The sequence below is a fragment of the Amycolatopsis sp. EV170708-02-1 genome, from assembly GCF_022479115.1.
In the GTDB taxonomy this organism is placed as follows: domain Bacteria; phylum Actinomycetota; class Actinomycetes; order Mycobacteriales; family Pseudonocardiaceae; genus Amycolatopsis.
Genome location: NZ_CP092497.1, coordinates 8,388,921 through 8,410,731, shown reverse-complemented (window position 1 = coordinate 8,410,731; position 21,811 = coordinate 8,388,921). Strand labels below are relative to the sequence as shown.

The window sequence follows — 21,811 nt, the reverse complement described above, 5'->3', positions numbered from 1 at the left end:
GCAGCGACGGCCGGATCGCGTTTAGCCCGCTAAACGCAAGTGCGTCGCCCTGCCTGTGCGCCGCACCAGAAGGCCCACCGGCCACAACGGTCACACCGGACAAGTTCGCCCGGAGCGCCTCGCCGGCCCCCTGGCCCGACCCGGTGACCCGCCCGGCAACCCCGCCGGCCGGATCGCGTTTAGCCCGCTAAACGCAGGTCGGCGCCCCAACGCCGTCACCTGCGGGTACCGGGCGGTAACCAGGATGATCGTCCTGTGAGGCGCCCGGCGCGGAGCTTCTTCGACGCTGCGCCAACCGGCGGGACCACCGCGCGGCATCTTGACTCAGAGCCCCTGTGGGGTCACGCTTACTGGCAACGGTGAGAACCGGCGGTGCCCTTGCGGGAGGGACGGGCCGGGGAGGCCGAGGAGAGGCATACCTGAAGACGTTGCGATGCAGGCTGGGCCCCATCGGGAGCGCCCCCTGGACAGACCGCGACGTTCGGGCTAGACTGCTTCTTTGCGCTGCCCTCTTTCAGGCTGCCCGGAGCCGGTAGTTAGGATAGTGGGCACACGGCACCCTTGACAGACCGCATCAGCTGTTGCTGATGCGGCTGCTCACCGCTCATTGTCCCCGGAAGGACGCATCTTGGCAGTCTCTCCCGCGAACCAGGCCACTGCTGCGACCACCTCGGCTGTATCTCGCTCGGAGTCCACGGGAATCCCGGGAGCCCCCAAGCGGGTCTCCTTCGCAAAGATTCGCGAGCCGCTCAGCACCCCGAACCTGCTCGACGTGCAGATCAGGTCCTTTGAATGGTTCACCGGCGACGAGGCGTGGTTCGAACGCCGCGTCGAAGAAGGTGAAGAAAACCCGGTCGGCGGCCTGGAAGAGGTCCTCAACGAGATCTCGCCGATCGAAGACTTCTCCGGATCCATGTCGCTGTCCTTCTCCGACCCGCGCTTCGACGAGGTCAAGGCCTCCGTCGAGGAGTGCAAGGACAAGGACATGACGTACGCGGCCCCGCTGTTCGTGACCGCCGAGTTCGTGAACAACAACACCGGCGAGATCAAGAGCCAGACGGTCTTCATGGGCGACTTCCCGGTGATGACCGACAAGGGCACCTTCGTCATCAACGGCACCGAGCGTGTCGTCGTGTCCCAGCTGGTCCGTTCGCCGGGTGTGTACTTCGACACCAGCGTCGACAAGACCACCGACAAGGACGTCTTCAACGTCCGCGTCATCCCGAGCCGGGGTGCCTGGCTCGAGTTCGACGTCGACAAGCGCGACACCGTCGGCGTCCGCATCGACCGCAAGCGCCGCCAGCCGGTCACCGTGCTGCTGAAGGCGCTCGGCTGGACCACCGAGGCGATCCGCGAGCGTTTCTCCTTCTCCGAGACGCTGCTCGCCACCCTCGAGAAGGACCACACCGCCGGCACCGACGAGGCGCTGCTCGACATCTACCGCAAGCTGCGCCCGGGCGAACCGCCCACCAAGGAGAGCGCGCAGACGCTGCTGGAGAACCTGTTCTTCAAGCCGAAGCGCTACGACCTGGCCAAGGTCGGCCGGTACAAGCTGAACAAGAAGCTCGGCCTGACCACGCCGTACGACACCGGGACGCTGACCGAAGAGGACATCGTCTCGACGATCGAGTACCTGGTCCGCCTGCACGCGGGCGAGGACAAGGCGACCGTCGGCGACCAGGTCATCCCGGTCGAGACCGACGACATCGACCACTTCGGCAACCGTCGTCTCCGCACCGTCGGCGAGCTCATCCAGAACCAGATCCGCGTGGGTCTGTCCCGGATGGAGCGCGTCGTCCGCGAGCGGATGACCACCCAGGACGTCGAGGCGATCACGCCGCAGACCCTGATCAACATCCGTCCCGTCGTGGCGGCGATCAAGGAGTTCTTCGGTACTTCGCAGCTGTCGCAGTTCATGGACCAGAACAACCCGCTGTCGGGGCTGACGCACAAGCGTCGTCTGTCCGCCCTCGGCCCGGGTGGTCTGTCGCGTGAGCGCGCCGGCATGGAGGTCCGTGACGTCCACCCGTCGCACTACGGCCGCATGTGCCCGATCGAGACGCCGGAAGGCCCGAACATCGGCCTGATCGGTTCGCTCTGCTCGTACGCGCGGGTCAACCCGTTCGGTTTCATCGAGACCCCGTACCGCAAGGTCGTCGAGGGCCGCGTCACCGACCAGGTCGACTACCTCACCGCGGACGAGGAAGACCGCTACGTGAAGGCGCAGGCGAACGCGCCGATCTCGGACGACGGCACCTTCGTCGAAGATCGCGTCCTGGTCCGTAAGAAGGGCGGCGAGGTCGAGCTGATCGACCCGCTGGACGTGGACTACATGGACGTCTCGCCGCGGCAGATGGTCTCGGTCGCGACGGCGATGATCCCGTTCCTCGAGCACGACGACGCGAACCGCGCGCTCATGGGCGCGAACATGCAGCGTCAGGCCGTTCCGCTGCTGCGCAACTCGGCCCCGCTGGTCGGCACCGGCGTGGAGCTGCGTGCCGCGGTGGACGCCGGTGACGTGCTCGTCGCCGAGCAGGCCGGTGTGGTCGAGGAGCTCTCCGCCGACCTGATCACGATCATGCACGACGACGGCACGCGGAAGAGCTACGGACTGTACAAGTTCCGTCGCTCGAACCACGGCACCTGCTTCAACCACCGCCCGATCGTCAACGAGGGCGACCGGGTCGAGCAGGGTCAGGTCATCGCCGACGGCCCGTCCACCGAGAACGGTGAGATGGCGCTCGGCAAGAACCTGCTCGTCGCGGTCATGCCGTGGGAGGGCCACAACTACGAGGACGCGATCATCCTCTCCGAGCGCCTGGTGCAGGACGACGTGCTCACGTCGATCCACATCGAGGAGCACGAGATCGACGCCCGCGACACCAAGCTGGGCGCCGAGGAGATCACCCGGGACATCCCGAACGTCTCCGAGGAGGTCCTCGCCGACCTCGACGAGCGCGGCATCATCCGCATCGGTGCCGAGGTCCGCGACGGCGACATCCTGGTCGGCAAGGTCACGCCCAAGGGCGAGACCGAGCTGACCCCGGAGGAGCGCCTGCTCCGCGCGATCTTCGGCGAGAAGGCCCGCGAGGTCCGCGACACCTCGCTGAAGGTGCCGCACGGCGAGACCGGCAAGGTCATCGGCATCCGCGTGTTCTCGCGCGAGGACGACGACGAGCTGCCCCCGGGCGTCAACGAACTGGTCCGCGTCTACGTGGCCCAGAAGCGGAAGATCCAGCCGGGCGACAAGCTCGCCGGCCGCCACGGGAACAAGGGTGTCATCGGCAAGATCCTCCCCGCCGAGGACATGCCGTTCATGGAGGACGGCACGCCCGTCGACATCATCCTGAACACCCACGGTGTCCCGCGTCGTATGAACATCGGCCAGGTCCTGGAGCTTCACCTGGGCTGGCTGGCGTCGCAGGGGTGGAAGATCGAAGGGCAGCCCGACTGGGCGAAGAACCTCAACGAGGAGCTCTACGACGTCGACCCCGGCACGAACACCGCGACCCCGGTGTTCGACGGTGCGAAGGAAGAGGAGCTCACCGGGCTGCTCGGCGCGACCAAGCCGAACCGCGACGGCGAGCGCATGGTCAAGCAGAACGGCAAGGCCACGCTGCTGGACGGCCGCTCCGGCGAGCCGTACCCGTACCCGGTCTCCGTCGGCTACATGTACATCCTGAAGCTGCACCACCTGGTCGACGACAAGATCCACGCCCGGTCCACCGGTCCGTACTCGATGATCACGCAGCAGCCGCTGGGTGGTAAGGCGCAGTTCGGTGGCCAGCGGTTCGGCGAGATGGAGTGCTGGGCGATGCAGGCGTACGGCGCCGCATACACCCTGCAGGAGCTCCTGACGATCAAGTCGGACGACGTGGTCGGCCGCGTCAAGGTGTACGAGGCCATCGTCAAGGGGGAGAACATCCCCGAGCCGGGTATCCCCGAGTCGTTCAAGGTGCTCCTGAAGGAGCTCCAGTCGCTCTGCCTCAACGTCGAGGTGCTGTCCAGCGACGGCGCCGCGATCGAGATGCGCGACTCCGACGACGAGGACCTCGAGCGTGCCGCGGCCAACCTCGGCATCAACCTGTCCCGCAACGAGTCGCCCTCGGTGGACGACGTCGTGCACTGACCCGCGATGAGGCGGGAGCCTGCCTCCCGTGGGCTCCCGCCTCCGCTCGCCAACTCCTCTAGTCGCATCAACCCCAAGGGGATGTAAAGACGTGCTGGACGTCAACTTCTTCGATGAGCTCCGCATCGGCCTCGCCACCGCCGACGACATTCGTCAGTGGTCCTTCGGCGAGGTGAAGAAGCCGGAGACCATCAACTACCGGACGCTCAAGCCCGAGAAGGACGGCCTCTTCTGCGAGAAGATCTTCGGCCCGACCCGGGACTGGGAGTGCTACTGCGGTAAGTACAAGCGGGTCCGCTTCAAGGGCATCATCTGCGAGCGCTGTGGCGTCGAGGTCACCCGCGCCAAGGTGCGCCGTGAGCGGATGGGCCACATCGAGCTGGCCGCTCCCGTCACCCACATCTGGTACTTCAAGGGTGTTCCCTCCCGCCTGGGCTACCTGCTCGACCTGGCGCCGAAGGACCTCGAGAAGATCATCTACTTCGCGGCCTACGTGATCACCGGTGTGAACACCGAGCTGCGGCACAACGACCTGCCGACCCTCGAGAACGAGATCGGCGTCGAGCGCAAGAACCTCGAGACCAAGCGCGACGCGGACATCGAGGCACGGGCGCAGAAGCTGGAAGCCGACCTGGCCGAGCTGGAGGCGGAGGGCGCCAAGTCCGACGTCCGCCGCAAGGTCAAGGAAGGCGGCGAGCGCGAGATGCGTCAGCTGCGTGACCGCGCCGGTCGCGAGCTGGACCGTCTCGAGGAGGTCTGGACGACCTTCACCAAGCTCGACACCCGTCAGCTGATCGCCGACGAGCTGCTCTACCGCGAGCTCGTCGACCGCTACGGCGAGTACTTCACCGGCGGCATGGGCGCGGAGGCCATCCAGAAGCTGGCCACCGAGTTCGACGTCGCCGCGGAGGCCGAGAGCCTGCGCGACACCATCCGCAACGGCAAGGGGCAGAAGAAGCTCCGCGCGCTGAAGCGGCTCAAGGTCGTCGCGGCCTTCCAGGCCACCGGCAACGACCCGCGCGGCATGGTGCTCGACGCCGTCCCGGTGATCCCGCCGGACCTGCGCCCGATGGTCCAGCTCGACGGTGGCCGCTTCGCCACCTCCGACCTGAACGACCTCTACCGCCGGGTCATCAACCGGAACAACCGGTTGAAGCGGCTGATCGACCTCGGCGCGCCCGAGATCATCGTGAACAACGAGAAGCGGATGCTACAGGAGGCCGTCGACGCGCTGTTCGACAACGGCCGCCGCGGCCGCCCGGTGACCGGTCCCGGTAACCGCCCGCTGAAGTCGCTGTCCGACCTGCTCAAGGGCAAGCAGGGCCGGTTCCGTCAGAACCTGCTCGGCAAGCGTGTCGACTACTCGGGCCGTTCGGTCATCATCGTCGGTCCGCAGCTGAAGCTGCACCAGTGCGGTCTGCCGAAGGACATGGCGCTCGAGCTGTTCAAGCCGTTCGTCATGAAGCGGCTGGTCGACCTGAACCACGCGCAGAACATCAAGTCCGCCAAGCGGATGGTGGAGCGGTCGCGTCCGCAGGTGTGGGACGTGCTCGAAGAGGTCATCACCGGCCACCCGGTGATGCTGAACCGTGCGCCGACCCTGCACCGCCTCGGTATCCAGGCTTTCGAGCCGCAGCTGGTCGAAGGCAAGGCCATCCAGCTGCACCCGCTGGTCTGTGAAGCGTTCAACGCGGACTTCGACGGTGACCAGATGGCCGTGCACCTCCCGCTGTCCGCGGAGGCGCAGGCCGAGGCCCGCATCCTGATGCTGTCGGCGAACAACATCCTTTCGCCGGCGTCGGGTCGTCCGCTCGCCATGCCGCGTCTGGACATGGTGACCGGTCTGTTCCACCTGACCCGGTTGAACGAGAACGCCGACGGCGCGGGCAACGCGTACTCGTCGCCCGCCGAGGCGATCATGGCGTACGACCGCAAGGCGCTGAGCCTGCACGCCCCGATCAAGATCCGCGTCACCGACCGTCAGCCCGCCAAGGCCGACGAGGCGAGGCTCGCGGAGAACGGCTGGGAGCCGGGCAAGGCGTGGCTGGCCGAGACCACCCTGGGCCGCGTGCTGTTCAACGAGCTGCTGCCGGCGGACTACCCGTTCATCAACGAGCCGATGCCGAAGAAGCGTCAGGCCGCGATCGTGAACGACCTCGCCGAGCGCTACTCGATGACCCAGGTCGCGCAGACCCTGGACCGCCTGAAGGACGCCGGTTTCTACTGGGCGACCCGTTCGGGTGTCACGGTCGCGATCTCCGACGTGCTCGTCCCGGCAGGCAAGAAGGCCATTCTGGACGAGTACGAAGGCAAGGCCGACCAGGTCGAGAAGCGGTACCAGCGTGGTCAGCTGTCGCACGCCGAGCGCAACAACGAGCTCGTCAAGGTGTGGACGCAGGCCACCGAAGAGGTCCACAAGATCATGGAGACGGCGCTGCCGGACGACAACCCGATCGCGATGATCGTGAAGTCGGGCGCGGCGGGCAACATGACGCAGGTCCGGTCGCTGGCCGGTATGCGTGGTCTGGTGTCGAACCCGAAGGGTGAGTACATCCCGCGTCCGATCAAGGCCAACTTCCGTGAAGGCCTGTCGGTGGCGGAGTACTTCATCGCGACGCACGGTGCCCGTAAGGGTCTGGCGGACACGGCGCTCCGTACCGCCGACTCGGGTTACCTGACCCGTCGTCTGGTGGACGTGTCGCAGGACGTCATCGTCCGCGAGATCGACTGTGGCACCACCCGCGGTATCAACATGCCGATCGGCGAGGACATCGGCGACGGCAAGGTCCTGCGCGACCAGCACGTCGAGACCAGCGTGTACGCGCGGAACCTGGCGACCGACGCGGTCGACGCCAAGGGCAACGTCGTGCTCAACGCCGGTGACGACATCGGTGACCCGGCGATCGACAAGCTCATCTCGAGCGGGATCTCCAAGGTCAAGGTGCGTTCGGTGCTGACCTGCGAGTCGGCCGTCGGTATCTGCGCCACCTGCTACGGCCGGTCCATGGCGACCGGTCAGCTCGTCGACGTCGGCGAGGCCGTGGGTATCGTCGCGGCCCAGTCGATCGGTGAGCCGGGTACGCAGCTGACGATGCGTACGTTCCACCAGGGTGGTGTCGCCGGTGACGACATCACGACCGGTCTGCCCCGTGTCCAGGAGCTGTTCGAGGCCCGGGTCCCGAAGGGCAAGGCGCCGATCGCCGACGTCGATGGCCGCGTGCGCATCGAGGAGAGCGAGCGGTTCTGGAAGATCACGCTGATCCCGGACGACGGCAGCGAAGAGATCGTCTTCGACAAGCTGTCCAAGCGTCAGCGGCTCGCGAACACCCCGAACGGCCCGCTGGGCGACGGTGACCGTGTCGCGGTCGGCCAGCAGCTGCTCGAAGGCACGCCGGACCCGCACGAGGTCCTGCGGGTCATGGGGCCGCGCGAGGCGCAGATGCACCTGGTGGACGAGGTCCAGAAGGTGTATCGGGCGCAGGGTGTGTCGATCCACGACAAGCACATCGAGGTCATCGTGCGGCAGATGCTGCGCCGCGTGACGATCATCGACTCCGGTGCCACGGACTTCCTGCCGGGCGAGCTGCCCGAGCGGACCAAGTTCGAGGCGAAGAACCGCGCGTCGGTCGCCGAAGGCGGCGAGCCGGCCTCGGGTCGCCCGGTGCTGATGGGGATCACGAAGGCCTCGCTGACCACGGACTCGTGGCTGTCGGCGGCCTCGTTCCAGGAGACCACGCGGGTCCTGACCGACGCGGCCATCAACGGCCGCTCGGACAAGCTCGTGGGCCTCAAGGAGAACGTGATTATCGGTAAGCTGATCCCGGCCGGTACCGGGATCAACAAGTACCGCAACATCCAGGTGCAGCCGACCGAGGAGGCGCGGGTCGCCGCTTACGCGATCCCGTCCTACGACGACGGCTACTACACCCCGGACGTGTTCGGCTCCACGCCGGGCGCCGCGGTGCCGCTGGACGACTACGACTTCGGCCGCGACTTCCGCTGACCGAAGCGAAATCCACGAGAAGGGCCCTCGCCGATCCGGCGGGGGCCCTTCCCGTTTTCCGAGTCACCCGAAATGGGTACTGGCTCCTGACGAATCCGGCTAGGGTGATCCGGTTCTACGCGATTCGGGGGCTATGCGCATTTCCATCTGGTAATCAGGGGTGACTCTGCGTGAACAAATCGCCAAGTGGTAGATCCGGCTCACGTACTGGGGCTGTCTATCTCGCGACCTTCGCTGTCGCGGCGGCTTTGACCGGCGTCTTCGCCGCGCCCGCCGGAGCGGATCCGGCACCGTCGTCACCGGCGTCGAGTGCGCCGTCGACATCCGAAGCACCGGCGAGTTCCAGCGCGCCGCCTGGTTCGTCGGTTGCGGAAAGCGCGCCCCCGGCGGCGCCGAAGCAGCAGGCCGAGCGGCCACAGCTCGTGTCGTCAGTCGTCTTCGACAAGAGCGAATTCCGGACCGACGAGAACGTCACGTTCACCTTCAAGCTCAAGAACACGGGCACCGCTCCCGCGATGAATCTCAAGGTCTTCCAGTTCATCAGCGATCCGACCGACCTGTCGGTCCCGGTCGATCCCGGGTGGGGAGAGCTGGAACGCATCAGGTCCGGTAAGACGCTCCAGCCAGGAGAGACCTACGAGGTCAAGGTCGCTGGGCAGATCCAAGATCTCACCTCGCCCAAGGCGGTCGTCCGCGGCTACGTGCAAGACGGCAGCGGGGGAGGGGGCGGGGAATTCCAGGAGTCCGTCGGCATCGTCAAGGTCTCCGGGAACGCGGCAGGCACCGTGTTCGGCGACAAGAACGGCAACGGTCGAGCCGACGACGGCGAGCAGCTGTCCGGAATCACCCTGACCCTCAGGTACTTCAACGGCTCCGCCAAGTACGAGGCCACAAGTGACGCGGCCGGGAAGATCGACTTCGGTGATGTCCCTGCCGCCAAGTACCACCTCGGTGGCGAAGAACTCAAGGGCTGGCACTTCCCGTTCGAGATCGTGCGGATCGGGCCGGACTCGAAGGACCTGCTCATCCGCGGAGCGCCGCCGCTGAACGGTGCGTTGAAAGCGTCGATGGCGTTCACCCAGGACAGCTACAAGCCCGGCGATCTCGCGCATGTCACCGTGACCCTGACCAACTCCGGTTCGATCCCGCTGACGGGCATCGTCTCCGGCTGTGACCGGTTCGGAGCCGACTACGCGTTGAAGGGCGGCGCGGGTTGGGGCGACCTCGGATACCTCGGAAACGGGGTGACGATCGCCCCCGGGGAGACTCGCACGATCGACGTGTCCGAGAAGGTGCCGGACGCCACTCTCAACCGCGGCCTGGTCACGGTGAGCTGCGACTTCGGTTACCGCGACGTCGATAACGACGGCCACGCGCAAGCCGGCGACCAGGCGGCCGTGCCCGGGGCCTTGGCCACCGTCGTCGGCGACGTGGTTCACCTCGCCGGTCAGGGTGATCCGAAGGGCGTGAGCGGGGTCAAGGTCGTGCTCGTCTCCGACGGGAAGTGCCCTGTCATCGGTGAGCGGACGACCGACGCCGAAGGCCGCTTCGAGTTCCGCAAGGTGGTGCCGGGGCCCGAGTACAAGCTGTACCTCCTGACGCCGCGGGGATGGCGGATCCAGTACGAGAACCCGAGGCCGATCCATGTCGTCGGGCCGGAGGACAAACCGTGGCAGTTGCGGGTGGAGGCGGAGCCTGGCGAGGCGGCCGCGCCCACCGTCCCCACACAACCCGCGGACTGCGGCAAAGCCGAAACCCCGGCGCCGACGACCGCGCCCGCCGGCCAGGGCAACGGCGGCGGCCAAGGTGGCACAGGGCTGGCCAGCACCGGTGCCGACGTCATCTGGCTCGGCGCGCTCGCGCTCTCCGCGCTGGGGCTCGGAGCGGTTCTGGTCTTCGGCGCCCGCCGCCGTCGCCGGCCCGCCGAGTAAAACCCACCCCGAGAAAGCCCCCGGTCCATCCCAGACCGGGGGCTTCTCTTTTGCCCGGCCCGACCTGCGTTTAGCCCCCTAATCGCGATCCGGCCGCCGACGATCGGTGCGGTATCCGCCTGGATGCGCGACGGATGGCGGGCGATCCCGGGACTGCCGGTCGAAAGGATGGCCGATATGGAATCCCTTGTGACAGAAGAGAACTCGGCCACCAAGAACCTGCGGTCCGCTTTGGACGATGTCCATCGGGCGGGCGTACCCGGGGTGTTCGCCGAGGTGCGGGCGGGTGCGCGGAGCTGGCGCGGCGCCGCGGGAGTCGCCGACCTCGAAACCGGTCGCCCCGTCGAGGCCGGGATGCGGCAGCGCGTCGGCAGTGTCACCAAGACCTTCGTCTCGGCCGCGGTTCTGCGTCAGGTCGAGGCGGGGCGGCTCGGCCTCGACGCGCCGATCGGCGACTTCCTGCCGCGGCTGGTCCCCGGTGAACGGGGCCGGGCGATCACGATCCGCATGCTGCTCAACCACACGAGTGGCCTCGCCGAATACCTGCCCTACGCGTTCCCTTCGCTCCAGAAGCTCGCCCCCGAAAGCCTCGACGACAACCGCTTTCAGGAGTTCCGCCCGGCCGAGCTGATCGCGATCGGTGTCGGCGCGCCCGCCACCGGCGAGCCGGGCAGCACCCCCGGGGTCTACTCCAACACGAACTACCTGCTCCTGGGCGAACTGCTGGAGCACTTGACCGGCGTCCCGATGGAGGAGCACATCTCGCGCGCCATCATCGAACCGGCGGGTCTCGCGAACACCGGCTTTCCCGCCGGTCCGCGGATCGAGGAGCCGCACTCGCGGATGTACGAGGCGCTGTTCGGCGCGATCGATCCGCCGCGCGACTACAGCGTCTACGACATGTCCTGGGTGATGGCCGGGGCCGGGCTGGTCTCGACCGTCGAGGATCTCAACCGCTTCTACGGCAAACTGCTGAGCGGGGAGATCGTCAGCCCGTCGTCGCTGGCGGAGATGCAGCGGCTGGTCCCGGTCATCGCGCAGGACGGGCGGCTGATCGACTACGGGCTCGGCCTGTACAGCACCGAGATCCCGGGGCACGGCGTCTTCTGGGGGCACGACGGCACGGTCTGGGGAGCGATGACGATGGCGTGGTCCAGTGCCGACGGCGGGCGGCAGTTCTCCGCGGCGATGAACGTCGTGCGATGGCGCAAGCCGGATGCCGAAGGGACCACGCACCTCATCGACGACGCCCTGGCGACCTTCAAGCACCAGGCCCTCTGCGGCCCCGCCTCCGACCTGCGTTTAGCCCCCTAATCGCGATCCGGCGCCGACCTGCGTTTCGCCCCCTAAACGCGATCCGGGGCGGGGAAGCGCAGGTCGGCGCGGCGCGAAAGCTCCCATGGCGACTTCGTGTCCGAAGGCATCGCGGCACCGGAGTTCCCGGGATTGAGTAACGAACTCATAACGCTGCCGCGAGGGTCGCTGGCGGGTTACTGGTCCGTTGTGACCTGCGGTAGCGCCGCCAAGTGGTCTAATTCCCACTGCTCGGAAAACCGCCACCCATTCGGTCCAATGGCCCATCCGCATCGTGGGAAATTCACCCTGCCGTGGCATGTCCCATTCTTTGATCACGAGATTGACACTCCGGCGGGTTCACACGAGTATTTCGCCCATGCAATCCCCAGTCGCCTTGGTGTGGCGCCGGCACGTTGACTTGCGGCAGCAAGCAAGCGCGCTGTGTATGGATTCCTGACCTATTCCGGGTTTGTCGCGACGCAGGCGGATTCGCGTATCCGAACGGATGCGTCCGTTCCTTGTGCGCTGACGTTTTCCGCTGTGCCGCAACGGTTCCCTCGGCGAACCGGCGGTTGATTGCTTTCCCCTTCGATCCGTGCGGTGAAGCCTGCGCGAAATAGGGGAGAGGTGTGCCGATTGTCTGGCGCTTCGGTAGCGAAAACAGGGAGAAAGAATGCTATCCAACTCGCCCAAGTGGCGAAAAGTGGTGATAGGCGCCTTGGCGGCCGCCCTCGCCGCGGGAACGGTGACCTATACCGGCTCGTCGACGAGTGCGTACGCCGATGTCCAGGTCGTCAAGGACGCGAAGAAGGCGGCCGACGGCAAGGAGTACTGGGTCCAGAACCATCTGGTGGCCAAGGACGTCGCGGCGTCCCGGAGCGCGGACGGCAAGCGCAAGAAGTGGCTGCTGGTCTGGGCCGGTGACGAGAACATCGCCGACACCCTGGTCAAGGACGTCAAGAATCTGCCGGGTTCGCTCGGCGGCGGCCTGAACAAGATCAAGAACGCGTTGCCCGGTCCGGACTTCCTCGCCGTGATCGACGCGACGCAGGGTTCGCCGACCTACGGCAAGGTCGTCAACACCGCCACCGTCGGCCCGCTCGTCGAGAACGAGCCGCACCACATGCAGTACGTGTGGCACAAGGGCGACACGATCTACGCGGGCGCGCTGTTCGCCGCCGCGACGTACGCCTTCGACGTCTCCGCGTTGCCGCAGCTGAAGCTCAAGGGCGTCAGCCTCCCGACCCAGACCCTCGGCGGTTCCGTGCCGGACGCGTACTGGGTGCTCAAGGACGGCACGGCGTACGGCACGTACATGGGCGGCCCGGTCGTGCCCGGCCCGCACACCTACGCCAACGGTTCCACCGTGGTGGGCAACGGTTTCGCCGGCAGCCCCGGTGAGGTCGTCCGCTTCGACCAGAACGCGCAGGTGCTCTCCGAGTCACCGGCCGCCACACCGCAGGGCGACAACAAGAAGCTGTGCGACAACCTCCCGCAGCTGGACAAGCCCACCTGCGCCAACCCGCACGGCATCCAGGCACGCGAGGACCTCAACACCCTGGTCACCAGTGACTACGCCGAGCCGCGGAACATCATCCTCGACCCAGTGAAGCAGCCGTCGCCGTACCTGCGACGCCCGACCGTCCGCACCTGGGACATCTCCGACCGCAACAAGCCGAAGCTCAAGGCGGTCTCGTACCTGCCGGACGGCCCGAGGGCCGATCCCGCGGACCCGCTGCACGCGGAAAGCCGCGCGGTCATGGAGACCACGGTGACCAACCTGCCGGGGCACAAGGGTGCGTTCGCGCAGACCATGCAGGGCGGTGCGGTGTTCTACACGCCGGACATCACCGCGAAGGAGCCGCACTGGATCCAGGTGTTCGACGACGGCGCGGCGAACAAGGCGATCCATCCGAACAACGACTCCAACGGTGGCGGGTCGAACGGTGGCTGGATCCAGACCAGCCCCGACGACAAATACCTCTATCGCGCGATCACCGGCCGCTCCAAGGGTGCGCTCGGCCCGGACGACCCCGGCACCACCGGCGGCGTGTACGTCCTCGACATCCAGAAGCTGGTCGCCGCCGGCGACAAGGTCGAGAACATCAAGGGCCGGATCGATACGAAGGAGAAGTCCCAGCAGGGCGGTGGCGGCGACCTGCCGACCGTCGTCGGCGCGGCGCCGATCAACCCGGGCACGCCCGGTGGCGGCCCGCACTGGGGCGCGTACGACAACTTCGTGCTCGGTGACGACGGGTACTACCACGAAACCGACAAGCCGCGGCACCTCGCGGTGTCGAACTACTTCGTCGCGCGGTCCGGTTTGGACGGTGACCACAAGGTCAACCTGCTGAACCTCGGCGAGGACGGGAAGGTCGCGGTCGACCAGAACTTCCGGGACGAGTTCACCGGGCAGGTCGGGATCAACTTCAACCGGAAGACCTGGCCGCACGGGTCGTTCGGCAACGCCAAGCCGCACTCCGAACTGTTCGTCGTGGCGGACGCGGATCTCAAGTAACCCTGTTCGGCGCGGAAGGTCGTGGGTGGCGGGCACACTCCGCCACCCACGGCTCCGCCGATCTGCTCGGAGAAGGTCCCCATGGATCACCACGTCATACCGGCGAGCTCGGGTTCGGCCGGCGTCGACCTCGCCCTCGTCCTGCTCCGGCTCGGGCTTCTGCTGGCGACCGCTTTCCTCGCGGGCACCGGGATTCTGCGTCCGTTGGTGGGTGAGCTGCCCAGCCGCCTCCGGTTCACCATCGCCGCACTCGGTGGGGTTTCCGCCGTGCTCGCCGCGGTTTCCGCCTTCGCGACCGACGTCAATGTCATCGCGCTGATCGTGCATCTCGTGCTGGCACTGGCGATTCCCGTCCTGATCCGGTGGCCGTCGGCAGGCCGCTGGGCCTCCCTCGCGCTCGCCGCGTTGGTGGTGCTCGAAACCTCGCTCGGGCGGACAGGCGTCGAATTCGCCATCGACACCGTCTATGTCGCGGCCGCCGCTTTGTGGTTCGGTGTCACCGTCCTCTCCATCTGGGTTCCTGCGGAGAAATGGCGGCAGACGAACTTCCGGCTCGGCCCGCTTTCCCTGACACTGGGCGGACTTCTCGTCGTCGCGGGCGCGGTCCAGCTGTTCTCCTCCGGGCTGGGTTTCGACCGCCGGATCTACGGCACGCTCTTCGGTCTCACGTTGCTGGTGATCGCGCTTCTGCCGATCGTCGCCACCGTCATCGCCGGTTTCTTCCACCTGGACAAGGAATCCACGCGTGCTTATCGGTTCGGCGCCGCCGCCGTGGCCGCCGGTTTCGTCGCCTGGAGCGCACTCGCGGCCATTCCCGAGCCGCCCAAACTTCCGATCCCCGGTGTCGCGCTGCTCGCCGATGCCGCCCTCGGCGAGCAGCGGTTCCCCGTGCTGGTGAGCCCGCAGCGGCCCGGCAAGAACCTCGTCCATTTCCCCGCGAGCGCGGGAGAAGACCTGTCCGCTGGAATCGAAGGCGGCCTGGTCGGCAAGGCCATCGTGCGGCCCGGCGCCGAGGGCACCTGGGCCGAGGTCGACCTGCCGAAAGGCCGCAGCGACCTGATCATCAGCCGTGGTGGGGAGCAGACGAAGATCGAGGTCGACGCGGGGGAGGAGCCGGGCCTCGCCATCGAGGACGCGGACGCGCCCGAATGCGCTTCGGCCGCCCTGGGCGGCTTGATCGCCGACCGTCGCGAAGCCCTCACTTCCTGCCCCGCGGACGCGCTTTCCGGCGAGGACAGTGGTTCTCTCGTCAAACTCGTCGAATTCCTCGCCGGGCGCAAGCCTTCCGCGCTCACCCTCGTCGAAGACACCTCCCCGCGTAGTGCGGCCGCCGCGAAGCTGGTCCGCGACACCGCCGCGCGATCCGGTCTGCCGGTGCAGGCCGAGGCTGGGCCGAATACCGCGCTGCTCGTCGTGTCCGGCTGGGCGGGCGGCTACACGGCGATGACCCGCGCGGCCGAGTCCCAGCGGCTCAAGCCGACCCACCAGTACGGCCTGTACCTGGCGCCTTGGCTGCTGAACGGGCCGATCGTGAACTCCGTCGCGAGCTCCTCGGTGCCACTGAGGTTCGACCCGCGCGAGCAGGTCGCCGTCAGCTTCGCCGTCGCCGCGGGCAATGCCTTCGGTGGCGAAAGCCCCACGCTCGGCGGGTTCCGGAGCTGGCTGGGCGATCAGTGGAGGTCGATCAACGGCGACGTCCAGATCTTCGCGGCGGCACAGGTCAACGCCATGCCGATGTACCCGGGCGAACCGCACGCCGTCGGGATGATCGCCGACCGGAACTACGCGGGGCAATGGATCCCCGACGGCACGATCGTGCCGATCAGCTCGGTACTGCGGTGATTTCAACGAAAGAATGGGAGAAGAAATGAAGCGAATCGCGGCCCGTGTGCTGCTTCCGCTCGCTGTCGCGGGCGCGCTGTCCGGACTCGCCGGAGGGGTCGCCTCGGCCGACCCGCTGCCGGGTCTGCCCGCCGATGGCGGCGGCCCCGCGGTCTGGCTGATCCCCGGCCTCGACCTCGGCGGCCTGCTCGGACCGACCGCCCCCGTGCCCACCGACCTCCTCGCCCCGATCTACGGGATCATCACGCCCATTTCGTAAAACCGTTACCAGTAAAGGAGAATCCCATGAAGAAGAGCTTCGTCCGCGCGGTCACCGGCGCCGCGCTCGCCGGCCTCGTCGTGCTCGGCTCGGCCGCCCCGGCGCTCGCCGCGCCGAACGATGTCGTGGTCGTCGACGAACCCGACACGAGCGACCTCAACAACATCTGGACGTTCGCGCCGCTCGGCGTCCCGGTGCTGGGCCTGATCCAGTCGCTCAACGGCGTCCCCGGCCGGCTGCTGCCGTCCTGACTTCGTGGCGGCGCGGCTCACGGGCCGCGCCGCCGCCTACGGTGAGGAGGACCGATGGCAGACAGACAACTGATCGGGCGCATCGCCATCGCGGGGATCGTGGTGGCCGCCCTCGCGACCTGTGTGGTGCTGCTCAACGGCGGTGAGGAACCGCGGGCCGAGACCGTGGCCGTGGTCGGCGAACCGACCGAGGCCGCGCCGTCACGCGGACCGGACCGCACGATCACGCGGACGCTCAGCCAGGCGCGGCCGGCGTCGAACGACTGGCGGATCGCGTACGAGCTCGCCGGGACGGGGACCGCGACCGTGGTCTACGACTCCAACGGCCTGGGGCTCGTGCATCAGGAGCTGCAGGTGACGCTGCCGTGGCGCAAGGAGCTCACGTGGAAGAACACCGGCACCCCGCCGACCGTCCAGCTCATGGGGCAGGGCGAGGGCGCCGTCGAATGCCGGGTGGCCGTGGGCGGCGCCGTCGTCACCTCGGAGAAGTCCGCCCCCGGCGAGGTCGCGACCTGCGCCGGCCGCCTTGCCCCCTCCTGACCTGCGTTTAGCGGGCTAAACGCGATCCGGCGGGGCAGGGAAAACCGGTGGCCAAGGTCGGCAGAATGTAGCCATGACCTGGAGCTTCGAAGTCACCCCCGTCGATCACCCGGACGCCGCCCTGCTGCTGCGCGAGTACCTCGACGAAATCGCGTCCCGCTTCTACGAGCGCCAGGTCACCGAAGAGGAGCTCGACGGCTTGCTCCTGGAGCACCACAGCCGTGATCTGGCCCCGCCGACCGGCGCCTTCCTCCTCGCGCGGCGCGACGGGGTGCTCGCCGGGTGCGCCGGGCTGCGGGTCGCCTCGCCGGACATCACCGAGCTCACCCGCGTCTTCCTGCGGAAGTCCGAACGCGGCAACGGCGGTGCCGCCCTGCTCGTGGCCGCCGCCGAAGACGTCGCCCGCGGCCTCGGCGCCTCGTTGATCCGCCTCGACACCCGGCGCGACCTGGTCGAGGCCAGGGCCCTGTACGCGCGCCTCGGCTACGACGAGGTCGAGCCCTTCAACGACGAACCCTTCGCCCACCACTACTTCGCGAAGTCCCTGGAAGTCCCGGATCGCGTTTAGCCCGCGAAACGCGATCCGGGCGGCGGGACGCCTGACCTGCGTTTAGCGGGCTAAACGCGATCCGGCGGGGTGGCGGTGAGCGGGGCCCGGTCGGCGACGTCGGCCAGGTAGTCCAAGGTGCGCAGGAGCTGCTTCCCGCTCGGCAGGACCTTCGGCACCACCGCCACCGTCCGCCCGGACGTGTGGAACTCGCGGCACCGGCCCGCGTTCGCCGTCAGCCAGTCCCGGACCTCGGGGCGCGGGACGAACGCGGGATTGGAGCAGTCCACTTCGGACCCGCTGATCGAGAGCGTGCAATCCGGCATGGCCGCGCCGACCTCGACGTGCACGACCGTCCGCAGCGAACCGGACTCGCGGGTGCCGTCCTGACGGAACCCGGCGCCCGGCTGGTGATACCGGTAGACGCCGAAGGCCTTCCCCCGGTGCGTGCCCACCACCGCCTGGTCGATCGACTCGCCGGCCCGCCGCAGCGGGGCGGGCGCGCGGCCCGTCGCCGGCTGCTCGTGCCGCCCGCCGGGGGCACCGAGCCGGGCACCGCTGTAGAAGTCCCAGCCCCGTTCCCGCGCCAACGTGGCCAGCCCGCGTTTCTTCGCCGCCCCGGCGAGGATCCACCAGACGGCCAGCACGATCGGCAACGCCACCGCGACGATGGCGATGATCCACGCGGTCACGGCTCAGAAGTCCAGGTTGTCGGAGGCTTCCTCGGGCGTCTGTTCGTCGTCACCCACGGAACCGTACTGGCCCGCCTTGATCCCGCCCGACGTGTACGTGCCCGCCTTCCCGGCGACACCCGCCGCGACCTCGCCCTTCTCGCGGCCCGTCTCAGGCGTCTTCCAGCTGCCGTCCGGATTCGTGGCCTTGCCGAGCCCGACGGTGTTCAGCGCGGCCTTCTTCGTGGCCGACGTCATCCGCTCGCCGAAGCCGTCCGCGAGCCTGCCGCCCATCGCGCCGTCCTTCGAGGCGAACTTGCCCCACGCGGACGCGCCCGGACCCGCCGCCAGCTGCGCGGTGGACTTGTTGTGGGCCATCAGCTCCTTGTAGTTGCCCTTCCACTTGCCGAAGAACTCCTTGAGCTTGCCCAGGAACTGCTTGATCTTGTCGAGCAGCTGGCGGAGCTTGTTCAGGAACTTCTGCACCTTCGACGTCGTGGAGACCGCGCGGGTGGCCGTCAGCCCGCCCGCCGTCGCCGTCGAACCGCCGCAGGTCGGGACGGCCGCGGCCAGCGCCGGGATCCAGATCATGATCAGCCAGGTGATGAACTCGGTGAGGATCGCCTTGATGAACTCCTCGATCACCGTCATGACCATGCTGGAGATCTGCAGCAGCTGGGCGATGTCGCCCGCCTGCGCGGCGATCCCGTCGATGCCCTGCGCGAACTTCGCCAGCTTCTCGCCCGCCGCGTTCGCCGCGTCACCGGTCCACTGGGACAGCGACGTCTCCGCGTCTTCACCGAACTTCTTGCTGTAGTTCTGCAGGTAGACACCGATGTTGTTGAAGTTGCCCGCCGCGTTCGACAACGCCGGACCGTCGCCGCTCACCATGTGGATGGCGTCCTGGATCGGCTGGCACACGTTCATCAGGAAGCTGAGGCCCTGGCCGACCAGCCAGCCGATCGGGTCGCTGGCGATATCCGCCACGCCCATGCACGAGCTGACGAAGCCGGCGCCGCTGGCCGCGATGGTCCCGATGTCGCTCGCCTGGAACCCGTCCGCGGTCGCCTTCTTGACGGTGTCGAAGGTGCTGAAGCCACTGCCGATCGGACCGGGCAGCGAGGTCAGCATCTTGTCCGTGCGGATGGTGTCCGGGTTGTAGTCGTTGATCTGGATCTTGGTGTGTTCGCCGGTGATCTTCTGATCGGCCACGATCAGTCCCCCTCGCTACTTGGCCGGCCCCATCTTCGGTGTCCTCGATTGCGCCGGCTGCTCCAGCAGCTTGAGGATTTCGTTGAGCGCCTTGACGTTGTCGTCTTCGTTCCGCTCGTAGGCGGTGGCGGCGTTGCCGAGCTTCTCCGAAGCCGCGGTCAGCCCCGCGGACATCTCGATCAGCAGATCCTGCAGATCGGTGAGCATCGACGTGTACTCGTTCTTCACGAACAGGCCGACGACTCCCCAGGATTCGTCGCCGACGTCGGACTGCTGCACCAGCCGCCCGACCTCGTTCGGGATCTGGACGTCCTGCCCGAGCTTGCCCGAGTAGGTGCGCAGAGCGCTGATCACCACCTCATGCCCTCCGGCCATCGGCGGTCCCTCCCTTCGCGCACCTTCCGATGCGGCTCGTCGTGATCGGCGCCTTGGACCCCGGGGCGCCGCTCGCGGTTCCGGATACCGCCGGATCGCGTTTAGCCCGCTAAACGCGATCCGGGCGTGGGTCAGTGGTCGTCGTCGAAGAGGTTCTTCAGGAAGCGGTCGCCGTCGGAGCCGCCCGACGCCGGGGGCAGCGGAGGCTGGGGCCGCTGCGGCTCGTCCGCGGACTTGAGGACGGAACGCTCGGAGTAGTCGTCGGCCTGCTGCTCGGCCGCCGGCTGCGCAGGCGACTCCTCCTCCATCCGCGCCCGCATCTCCTCGACGGAGGTGCCGAACAGCTCGGCCTGGGTCTCCAGCACCTGGTCCACCAGGTTGAGGTCGTCGCCCATATGTCCTTCGACGATGGTGGCCTGCTTACGGGCCGATTCGGCCACGGCCTGCTGGATGGTCGACATCAGCGCCGCCGAAAGGGCGTCCGGACGCTGGCGAAGGGCGTCTTCGGTGAATTTGACGTCCATGATCGCGCCGCCGGGCCCGGCGGTCACGGTCACCGAACGGTCCGAAGAGGACGCCGTCGCCTCGATCCGGCTGAGCTCGTCCTGCATACCGCCGATATTCGCCAGCCGATCGTCGACGTTCTGGAGCTGGGACTGGAACTTGTCGAACTGCGCGACCAGCTGCTCGAACTCGGCGGACATGGAGCCTCCCCATAGTGCGGTGCGACGGCCGGGCCGACGCTGTGACCAGTCTCATCGTGACTCATTCACCGGTTCGACGCGACGGGGTGGTTATCGGATCCATCCGGCTCACCCGATAGGGGAATAGGTAGCGTGGACCGCCGAGCAGGGCGGTATCAGTACGAACGAGGGGAGGCGTCGTGGACGCCGAGCAGCAGGAAAGCACCGAGGAACCCAGGCGGGGGAGTCACGCGGCGCCGGAGGGGGCTCCCGTGCATCCGTTGATCGATCTTTCCCGGGACCCGCACCCGGGCCGGGCCGATCACGCCAAGCCCGAAGAGGAATGAAAGCGGCCGAAACGCCGTTCCATCAGGGTGGCCGCGGCGTGCCGCCCGGCACGATATAGTTATCGACCCCCCGATTTGGCCGGTCCGGAAGTGGCCGGGTATCTTTGGAGACCGTGCCCGGCAGGCGTCGGGCCGTCCCGTGTGCCGTGCGGCACGGACGGGGTGCTCAGGCATCCGGTCCGAAGGCTTCGCCCACGCGGGATCCGACGGAAAATCCCTACGGGAAGTTACCGGTCGCAAGACCGTGACGCGGGCCGACACGCCCGACCGCGGGGGCCGGAGACAACACGTAGTAGCAAGATCGCGAACAGAAAGCTGGTCCATTGCCCACGATCCAGCAGCTGGTCCGTAAGGGCCGCCAGGACAAGGCTGCCAAGCAGAAGACCGCGGCCCTCAAGGGGAGCCCGCAGCGGCGTGGCGTGTGCACTCGCGTGTACACCACAACCCCAAGAAGCCGAACTCGGCGCTTCGCAAGGTCGCTCGTGTGAAGCTGACCAGCGGCATCGAGGTCACCGCCTACATTCCCGGTGAAGGCCACAACCTGCAGGAGCACTCGATGGTGCTCGTGCGCGGTGGTCGTGTGAAGGACCTGCCGGGTGTCCGCTACAAGATCATCCGCGGTTCGCTCGACACCCAGGGTGTCAAGAACCGTAAGCAGGCGCGCAGCCGGTACGGCGCGAAGAAGGAGAAGAGCTAATGCCCCGCAAGGGTCCGGCCCCGAAGCGGCCGCTGATCTCTGACCCCGTCTACGCATCCCCGCTGGTCACCCAGCTGGTGAACAAGGTGCTGAAGGACGGCAAGCGGTCCCTGGCCGAGCGCATCGTCTACGGCGCCCTCGAAGGCGCTCGCGAGAAGACCGGCACCGACCCGGTCGTCACGCTGAAGCGCGCCCTCGACAACGTGAAGCCCACCATCGAGGTGAAGAGCCGCCGCGTCGGTGGTGCCACCTACCAGGTGCCGATCGAGGTCAAGCCGGGCCGCTCGACGACCCTCGCGCTCCGTTGGCTGGTCTCCTTCTCGCAGGCTCGTCGCGAGAAGACCATGATCGAGCGTCTGCAGAACGAGCTCCTCGACGCGAGCAACGGCCTCGGCGCCAGCGTGAAGCGGCGTGAGGACACGCACAAGATGGCCGAGTCCAACAAGGCCTTCGCGCACTACCGCTGGTGATATCCGCCCGGCTGCCGATCAAAGCCTTGCCGGGCCCCAA

General features: G+C 67.7%; 17 protein-coding genes and 1 pseudogene. 13 read left to right on the top strand and 5 right to left on the bottom strand.

The window, feature by feature from the left end; genetic code table 11:
- Positions 1 to 628 precede the first annotated feature (628 nt).
- Positions 629 to 4,129 carry a DNA-directed RNA polymerase subunit beta gene (locus MJQ72_RS38300; RefSeq protein WP_240595833.1) on the top strand — a complete coding sequence of 1,167 codons (3,501 nt, stop codon included), beginning with the start codon at positions 629 to 631 and terminating at the stop codon, positions 4,127 to 4,129.
- 91 nt (positions 4,130 to 4,220) lie between these two features.
- Positions 4,221 to 8,132, top strand: a complete 3,912-nt coding sequence (locus tag MJQ72_RS38295; protein ID WP_037332715.1) for a DNA-directed RNA polymerase subunit beta' — start codon at positions 4,221 to 4,223, stop codon at positions 8,130 to 8,132.
- A gap of 217 nt (positions 8,133 to 8,349) precedes the next feature.
- On the opposite strand, the gene MJQ72_RS38290 is transcribed toward MJQ72_RS38295, so the two are convergent.
- Positions 8,350 to 8,577, bottom strand: a complete 228-nt coding sequence (locus tag MJQ72_RS38290; protein ID WP_240595832.1) for a hypothetical protein — start codon at positions 8,575 to 8,577, stop codon at positions 8,350 to 8,352.
- Here MJQ72_RS38290 and MJQ72_RS38285 point away from each other — a divergent pair.
- From MJQ72_RS38285 to MJQ72_RS38250, 8 genes are all read left to right on the top strand, one after another.
- The gene (locus MJQ72_RS38285; protein WP_240595831.1) at positions 8,555 to 10,063 is read left to right on the top strand and encodes a hypothetical protein; all 1,509 of its coding nucleotides are present in this window, start codon (positions 8,555 to 8,557) and stop codon (positions 10,061 to 10,063) included. The two genes, MJQ72_RS38290 and MJQ72_RS38285, sit on opposite strands and share 23 nt — an antisense overlap.
- A 189-nt stretch (positions 10,064 to 10,252) precedes the next feature.
- Positions 10,253 to 11,377 (top strand): serine hydrolase, encoded by a 1,125-nt coding sequence (locus MJQ72_RS38280; RefSeq protein WP_240595830.1) that lies wholly within the window; start codon positions 10,253 to 10,255, stop codon positions 11,375 to 11,377.
- A gap of 655 nt (positions 11,378 to 12,032) precedes the next feature.
- Positions 12,033 to 13,877, top strand: coding sequence for a selenium-binding family protein (locus MJQ72_RS38275; protein WP_240595829.1), 1,845 nt, complete (start codon positions 12,033 to 12,035; stop codon positions 13,875 to 13,877).
- Between the two features lie 81 nt (positions 13,878 to 13,958).
- Positions 13,959 to 15,719, top strand: a complete 1,761-nt coding sequence (locus tag MJQ72_RS38270; protein WP_240595828.1) for a hypothetical protein — start codon at positions 13,959 to 13,961, stop codon at positions 15,717 to 15,719.
- Between the two features lie 25 nt (positions 15,720 to 15,744).
- On the top strand, positions 15,745 to 15,978 hold the full coding sequence (locus MJQ72_RS38265) for a hypothetical protein (protein ID WP_240595827.1): 234 nt from the start codon (positions 15,745 to 15,747) through the stop codon (positions 15,976 to 15,978).
- Between the two features lie 26 nt (positions 15,979 to 16,004).
- Positions 16,005 to 16,229, top strand: coding sequence for a hypothetical protein (locus tag MJQ72_RS38260; protein WP_240595826.1), 225 nt, complete (start codon positions 16,005 to 16,007; stop codon positions 16,227 to 16,229).
- 54 nt (positions 16,230 to 16,283) lie between these two features.
- Positions 16,284 to 16,769 carry a hypothetical protein gene (locus MJQ72_RS38255; RefSeq protein WP_240595825.1) on the top strand — a complete coding sequence of 162 codons (486 nt, stop codon included), beginning with the start codon at positions 16,284 to 16,286 and terminating at the stop codon, positions 16,767 to 16,769.
- A gap of 73 nt (positions 16,770 to 16,842) precedes the next feature.
- The gene (locus tag MJQ72_RS38250; protein WP_240595824.1) at positions 16,843 to 17,337 is read left to right on the top strand and encodes a GNAT family N-acetyltransferase; all 495 of its coding nucleotides are present in this window, start codon (positions 16,843 to 16,845) and stop codon (positions 17,335 to 17,337) included.
- Positions 17,338 to 17,387: 50 nt separating this feature from the next.
- Here the strand turns inward: MJQ72_RS38250 and MJQ72_RS38245 are convergent, their stop codons facing one another.
- The 4 genes from MJQ72_RS38245 to MJQ72_RS38230 all read right to left on the bottom strand — a co-directional run bounded on the left by MJQ72_RS38245 (position 17,388) and on the right by MJQ72_RS38230 (position 20,278).
- On the bottom strand, positions 17,388 to 18,008 hold the full coding sequence (locus MJQ72_RS38245; protein ID WP_240595823.1) for a hypothetical protein: 621 nt from the start codon (positions 18,006 to 18,008) through the stop codon (positions 17,388 to 17,390).
- 3 nt (positions 18,009 to 18,011) lie between these two features.
- The gene (locus MJQ72_RS38240) at positions 18,012 to 19,199 is read right to left on the bottom strand and encodes a hypothetical protein (protein ID WP_240595822.1); all 1,188 of its coding nucleotides are present in this window, start codon (positions 19,197 to 19,199) and stop codon (positions 18,012 to 18,014) included.
- 15 nt (positions 19,200 to 19,214) lie between these two features.
- Positions 19,215 to 19,574: a type VII secretion target gene (locus MJQ72_RS38235; RefSeq protein WP_240595821.1), complete on the bottom strand. Its 360-nt coding sequence runs from the start codon at positions 19,572 to 19,574 to the stop codon at positions 19,215 to 19,217.
- Positions 19,575 to 19,705: 131 nt separating this feature from the next.
- Complete coding sequence (locus tag MJQ72_RS38230) at positions 19,706 to 20,278, bottom strand: YbaB/EbfC family nucleoid-associated protein (protein ID WP_240595820.1); 573 nt, start codon at positions 20,276 to 20,278, stop codon at positions 19,706 to 19,708.
- Positions 20,279 to 20,457: 179 nt separating this feature from the next.
- Between MJQ72_RS38230 and MJQ72_RS38225 the strand changes: the two genes are divergently transcribed.
- The 3 genes and pseudogenes from MJQ72_RS38225 (at position 20,458) to rpsG (ending at position 21,771) form a co-directional block, all read left to right on the top strand.
- A complete protein-coding gene (locus MJQ72_RS38225; protein WP_240595819.1) occupies positions 20,458 to 20,604 on the top strand; it encodes a hypothetical protein in 147 nt (48 codons plus the stop codon).
- Between the two features lie 323 nt (positions 20,605 to 20,927).
- Positions 20,928 to 21,301, top strand: a pseudogene (gene rpsL / locus MJQ72_RS38220) (30S ribosomal protein S12).
- Entirely contained in the window at positions 21,301 to 21,771 is a 471-nt protein-coding gene (gene rpsG / locus MJQ72_RS38215; RefSeq protein WP_007031033.1) for a 30S ribosomal protein S7, read from the top strand. Before rpsL ends, rpsG begins: the two are co-directional and overlap by 1 nt.
- Positions 21,772 to 21,811 lie beyond the last annotated feature (40 nt).